Here is a 5805-nt window from a genome sequence, read left to right as displayed (position 1 = left end):
GCCCTGGAGATCGCCCGGGTGGACGGCATCCGGTGGATCCCCGAGACGACCGTCGAGCTGCCCGCGGACGCGGGCACCGCCACGGCCGCGCTCGACGGGACGGTCCTGGTTCCCTTCGGTGACGGCGTCGTCGTCGTCTCACCGGACGGTGACTCGCGCGAGATCTCGGGGCTCGGACCCGTCACCGCGGCGGCCGTGACCACCGACGGTCGGCTCCTCACGGGCGCCCCCGGCGGCGAGGTGGTGGTCCGCGACCCCGACGGGGCCGAGCGGCATCGCGTCGGTGGTCTGACGTCGGTCGATCGGATCAGCGTGGCCCGGGACGGTTCGGTCACGGCGTTCAGCCGACCGGACACCGTCATCGCCAGCATCGATCTGGACGAATCCGGGGCCGGGCCGCTCCTGCGCGCCGGCAGAGGAGCCGGGATGCTCGGTGAGTACGGGGATGTCACCATCGTCGCCAGCGACACCGTGGGGGACACACTGCTGGTCTACTCGACCTCGCCGATCCGGCTCCATCAGCAGTTCCCGGTCGCGGCCGCGCCCTGGGCGGTCGCCGGGGACCCCACCCGGGACGTCGTCTGGGTCACCTCCACCGGGACCAACACCGTCCAGGCGTACGATCTCGGCGACGGCACGGGGGTACGGCGGGCCGAGATCGCGACGGTGCGCCAACCCGATTCCCTGGTGGTCACCGCTTCCGGGACGGTGGTCGTCGGATCCGCCGACGGTGCGGGACTGCACCTGATGCGGCCAGAGCTCCCGGAGCCGTCGAGCTGATCGACGCACCACCCACGCCCCATCGAGGAGGACCGTGTACTCGCTGATGAAGAGTGTGCTGTTCCGCTTTCCCGCGGAACGGATCCACCACCTGGTCTTCGGCTTTCTCAAGCTGTTGACCCTGGTACCACCGCTGGGTTCGCTCGTGCGCCGGGTCCTCGGTGTCCGGGATCCGATCCTGGCCCAGGATGTCCTGGGGCGCCGGTTCCCCGGGCCGCTCGGCCTCGCCGCCGGTTTCGACAAGAACGCCGCGGCCGTCGACTCGTGGGGTGCGATCGGGTTCGGGTTCAGCGAGGTCGGCACGGTCACCGCGTCACCCCAGCCCGGGAATCCGGCGCCCCGTCTGTTCCGGCTGCCGGAGGACCGGGCGATCCTCAACCGGATGGGCTTCAACAATCACGGCGCGGGCAACGCGGCCAACAATCTGCGCAGGCGCCGGAGCAGCGACCCCGTGGGGATCAACATCGGTAAGACCAAGGTGGTGCCCCCGGAGGACGCGGTCCGCGACTACGTGGCGTCCGCCAGCGTGCTCACCGGGCTGGCCGACTACATGGTGGTCAACGTCAGCTCCCCCAACACCCCCGGCCTCAGGGATCTCCAGGCGGTCGACTCACTCCGCCCCATCCTCACCGCGGTCCGTGACGTGGCGACGATCCCCGTGTTGGTCAAGATCGCGCCCGACCTGGACGACGACGACATCGACGCGGTCACGGACCTCGTCATGGAGCTGGGCCTCGCGGGCATCGTCGCCACCAACACCACCATCTCCCGGGACGGGCTCAGGACACCGGCTGCCGTCGTGGAGGCGATGGGTGCGGGAGGGATCTCGGGGGCGCCCGTCGCGGCCCGGTCCCGCCAGGTGCTCGCCCGGATCCACGAGCGGGCCGGCGATCGGATCGTCCTCATCTCGGTGGGCGGCGTCGAGACCCCGGAGGACGTGTGGGACCGCATCACCCACGGTGCTCATCTGGTCCAGACGTACACCGGTTTCGTGTTCACCGGACCCGATCTCATCCGTGGGACCAACAAGCTCGTCGCCCGCCGGCTCCGGCAGGGCGGGTTCGCCTCCCTGGCGGAGGCCGTCGGTTCGGCGGTCAGCTGACCCCTACTGCTCGAAGAGCGCCGTGACGGTCCCGCGGGCCAGGCCCTGCCCGAAGAGGTTGAACCCCACGAAGGCGCAGGAGGCGTCCTCTCCGAGTTCGATCTCGTCGCCGACGGCGTGAACGGCCAGGATGTATCGGTGCGGACCGTGCCCCTCGGGTGGGGCCGCTCCCACGAATCCCTTGAACCCGGCGTCGTTGCGGACCACGACGGCCCCCTCCGGCAGGCCCGCGGTGTCGTCGCCGGTGCACGCCCCCTCCGGTAGCGAGGTCACGTCGGCGGGGATGTTGGCCACCGACCAGTGCCAGAACCCCGAGGCGGTCGGCGCGTCGGGGTCGAACACGGTCACCACGTAGGTCCGGGTCCCCTCCGGTCCGGCACTCCAGCTCACCTGAGGCGACTTGTCCTCGCCGCCTTCGACTCCCATCTTCCCGCCGAGCTGCCCGGACGAGAGGGTGGAGCCCTCGACGAAGGATTCGCTCGTCACCTCGAGGGCGGGGAGGTCCGGAAGTGCGTCGTAGGGGTTCGGCACGCGGAAGTCGGTCATCGTCATCCTCCTGGGTCGGACGGTGCGGGGAGGTGTCCCCGGCCGGTCTCGTCCTTGTCTACCAGCGATGACCGGACGGCGTCGGGTGGGAGCGGGGTCCGATTTGTCCCACGGTTCGCGCATCGGCTAGTGTCATTCCTCGCACGACCAAGCCGGGGAAGATCCGGTGCAGGTCACCAGTGTGCGAGCGCGAGTGGCGGAATGGCAGACGCGCTAGCTTGAGGTGCTAGTGTCCTATTAACGGACGTGGGGGTTCAAGTCCCCCCTCGCGCACACTGTGTCGAGACAGTAGAAGTGGCCCCGGATCCGTGAGGACCCGGGGCCCACTTGTCTCCCCGGGAGGTCCCCCGATGGCCGCACCCCGCCGACGCCGGCCCGACGTCGCGAGAACTGTCGCCGGACGGGTGGCGGACGCGCTCGGGTGGCTGACCGGCACCGCCGCTCGCGCCGCGGATCGGCGCCTCGACTCACTGGGCCTGGCTCCCCCTCCCCTCGACCTACCCCCCGAGGTCCGCGGCGACCTCTGCGCCTTCTTCGGCCACACCATCGACCCCGCTGCGGTGATGATCCGGCGGGGACACGTGCCCGGGGTGGCCCACCCGCGGGCGTTCGCCCTGCCGGGCCTGATCTATCTGGGCGTCGACGCCGGGGTGGTGAGACCGCGGGCTGGGGTCGACGATCACCCCAGGGCCACCCCCACGTTGGTCCACGAACTGGTCCACGTCTGGCAGGGCCGGGTCATCGGTCCCCGATACGTGGTCATCGCGCTCGCCGAACAGGCGCTGAAGGGGCGCCGGGCCTACGACTGGCGCGCGGCCCTCGACCGGGGTCCACACGACTGCGCCACCCGCGACCGGGCCGGAGTGAACCGCGCCCCGTGGATGTTCCCGGTGGAGGCCCACGCGCAGCTGGTGTCCGATGCCTACGCCCTTCGCCACGGGTTCACCCCGCCTCCCGCTGACGCGGGGGGTCACCGGGAGCCGCCGGCCGTGGAGGAGGTGCTCGCCGGGCTCAGGGCAGGCCGTGCGCCCACCCTGCGGGCGCGAGCGGTTTAGGGACCGGCGGCCTCGTCGTCGTACCGTGTCCTGGTGACAGGCATCGATCCGGACGACCTCGAGACCCTCCAGCGCGTCCTCGACCAGGCGGCGGCGCTCGGGGAGGACCACCCCGATTCCATCCGGGTGCAGCGCTCGGTCGGCCACATGTTCAAGTTGCTCAAGAAGTCTCGCCGCAACGAGGTCCGCCGCGCCCGGCAGGAGGCGGACAAGGCGGTCATCGAGGCCACCGCGACCGGCTCGCCCACCCGGATCGACGACGAGACGGCCGGGATCCGCCTGGTCTCGAACACTCCGGGAGCCGTGGCCGGGCACCTGCAGCGCGCGGTGGCCTGTTACGTCTGCAAGCAGCTCTACACGCAGGTCGACGCCTTCTACCACCAGCTGTGCCCGGAGTGCGCGGCGGCCAACCGCGCGAAGCGGGACCCGGACATGGACCTGACCGGGCGGCGGGCCCTGCTCACCGGGGGGCGCGCCAAGATCGGCATGTACATCGCCCTCATGCTGCTGCGGGCGGGGGCTCACGTGACCATCACGACCCGCTTCCCCCGCGACGCCGTCCGACGGTTCGCCTCGATGCCCGACCACGCGGACTGGGCCGACAGGGTCCACGTGATCGGTGTGGACCTGCGCGATCCCGCCCAGGTCGTGGCACTGGCCGACGAGGTCGCCGCCGCCGGGCCGCTGGACATCCTCATCAACAACGCCGCCCAGACGGTGCGCCGGTCCCCCGGGTCGTACTCCGGACTCGTGGACGGCGAGTCCGTACCCCTCACCGGACGGGCCGCAGACATCCCCATGATCACCATGGGCCGCACCTCCGAGCTGCACCCGGCCGCGCTGATGGGCGGCGAATCCGCGCTCATCGGCTCCGACGAGGCCGAACGCGAGGCCGGACACATCGCCGAGCAGGCACTCCTGGCCGGGTCGGCGTCCCTGGACCGCGTGGCCGCCGGCACCGCCATCGACGCCGGCGGGCTGCTGCCGGACGTGGTCGACCACAACAGCTGGGTGGCCACGGTCGACCAGGTGGAGCCCATGGAGATGCTCGAGGTGCAGCTGTGCAACTCGGTCGCGCCGTTCATCCTGGTCTCCCGCCTGCGGCCCGCGCTGGCGGCGTCGGGCGCCCGGCGCAAGTACGTCGTCAACGTCTCCGCCATGGAGGGGCAGTTCTCCCGGCGCTACAAGGGCGCGGGGCACCCGCACACCAACATGGCCAAGGCGGGCCTGAACATGCTCACCCGCACCTCCGCCGAGGAGATGTTCACCGAGCACGGCATCCTCATGACCGCCGTGGACACCGGGTGGATCACCGACGAGCGGCCGCACACGACCAAGGTCCGGCTCCACGAGGAGGGCTTCCACGCTCCTCTCGACCTGGTGGACGGGGCGGCGCGCGTGGTCGATCCGATCGTGCGCGGTGAGGCCGGCGAGGACCTCTACGGGTGCTTCCTCAAGGACTTCCGACCCAGCCCGTGGTGAGCGATCCGGACACCCGGCGGCCGGGACAATAGGATCGTCGGCATGGACTCACCCACCTCGGCGGCAGTGCACCTCATCCTGACCACCGAGCTCCTGCCCGCGCTGCGCGAGGTGGTGACCGAACTCGGCGGGGACGGCCCGGACACCCTGGTCCATTCGCGACCCACGGCGGTGGGGGCGGCGCACCCGACCAACTCCGCTGCCGCGACGGTCCGTCATCTCTGCGGGGTCCTCACCTCCTGGGGGGCGGCGTGCCTCGGCGGTGAGGAGGTCCGCCGACACCGGGAGTCGGAGTTCACGTACGACGGGCCGGTCGAGCCCGAACTCGACAGGCTGTCCGCACTGGCCGACCGGGTCCCGGACTGGACCACGGCGGCGCTGCTGCGGGGCGACCTCGCACATCCCGCCGGGACGGCGTTCCCGGTGGAACGGGCCCGGGCCGCCGGCACCCTGACCGTGGAGTGGGTGCTGGCGCACATCCTCCACGACGTCGCCACCCACCTCGGTCACCTTGAGGTCACCCGCGACGTCCTGCTGTCCGCCGGCCCCCGGTGACCTCCTCCCCCGGCGGGATGGACTCCGGTCGGACCGGCCGGATCCCGGTCCTGCTCGACTGCGACCCGGGGATCGACGACGCCCTGGCGATCGCCTACCTGGTGGCCGAGCACCGAGCCGGGTCGATCGACCTGGCAGGGCTCGTGTGCACGGCCGGCAACGTCGGCATCGAGGACACGGTCCGCAACGCTCTGGCCTGGCTGGACCTGGCGGGCGCTCCCCCCGTCCCCGTGTCGGCCGGGGCCGCCGGCGCGACGGTCGTGCCCCACGCGTTCACGCCGGAGA

Annotated in this window: 7 protein-coding genes and 1 tRNA gene; 7 read left to right on the top strand and 1 reads right to left on the bottom strand. The window is 71.7% G+C overall.

Annotated elements, in window-relative coordinates; all coding sequences use genetic code 11:
• The coding region (locus IY392_RS12370; RefSeq protein ID WP_194861379.1) for a hypothetical protein at positions 1-780 on the top strand (780 nt) is incomplete at its 5' end.
• Between the two features lie 34 nt (positions 781-814).
• Positions 815-1882, top strand: a complete 1068-nt coding sequence (locus IY392_RS12365) for a quinone-dependent dihydroorotate dehydrogenase (RefSeq protein ID WP_182612576.1) — start codon at positions 815-817, stop codon at positions 1880-1882.
• 3 nt (positions 1883-1885) lie between these two features.
• Here IY392_RS12365 and IY392_RS12360 read toward each other — a convergent pair whose 3' ends face one another.
• Positions 1886-2428 (bottom strand): YbhB/YbcL family Raf kinase inhibitor-like protein, encoded by a 543-nt coding sequence (locus IY392_RS12360; protein ID WP_194861378.1) that lies wholly within the window; start codon positions 2426-2428, stop codon positions 1886-1888.
• A 187-nt stretch (positions 2429-2615) separates the two neighbouring features.
• Here IY392_RS12360 and IY392_RS12355 point away from each other — a divergent pair.
• The 5 genes from IY392_RS12355 to IY392_RS12335 form a co-directional block, all read left to right on the top strand.
• Positions 2616-2701, top strand: a tRNA-Leu gene (locus IY392_RS12355).
• A 77-nt stretch (positions 2702-2778) separates the two neighbouring features.
• Positions 2779-3483 (top strand): hypothetical protein, encoded by a 705-nt coding sequence (locus tag IY392_RS12350; RefSeq protein WP_194861377.1) that lies wholly within the window; start codon positions 2779-2781, stop codon positions 3481-3483.
• Between the two features lie 33 nt (positions 3484-3516).
• On the top strand, positions 3517-4965 hold the full coding sequence (locus IY392_RS12345) for an SDR family NAD(P)-dependent oxidoreductase (RefSeq protein WP_194861376.1): 1449 nt from the start codon (positions 3517-3519) through the stop codon (positions 4963-4965).
• Between the two features lie 42 nt (positions 4966-5007).
• A complete protein-coding gene (locus tag IY392_RS12340; protein WP_107756465.1) occupies positions 5008-5520 on the top strand; it encodes a DUF664 domain-containing protein in 513 nt (170 codons plus the stop codon).
• Positions 5517-5805, top strand: a 289-nt coding sequence (locus IY392_RS12335; protein WP_194861375.1) for a nucleoside hydrolase, incomplete at its 3' end; no start/stop codon positions are given. The genes IY392_RS12340 and IY392_RS12335, both read left to right, overlap by 4 nt.

The organism is Dietzia sp. SYD-A1, from assembly GCF_015356725.1.
Lineage (GTDB): Bacteria > Actinomycetota > Actinomycetes > Mycobacteriales > Mycobacteriaceae > Dietzia.
Note: the sequence above shows the minus strand (reverse complement) of the source record. Positions and strands in the feature narration are given on the sequence as shown.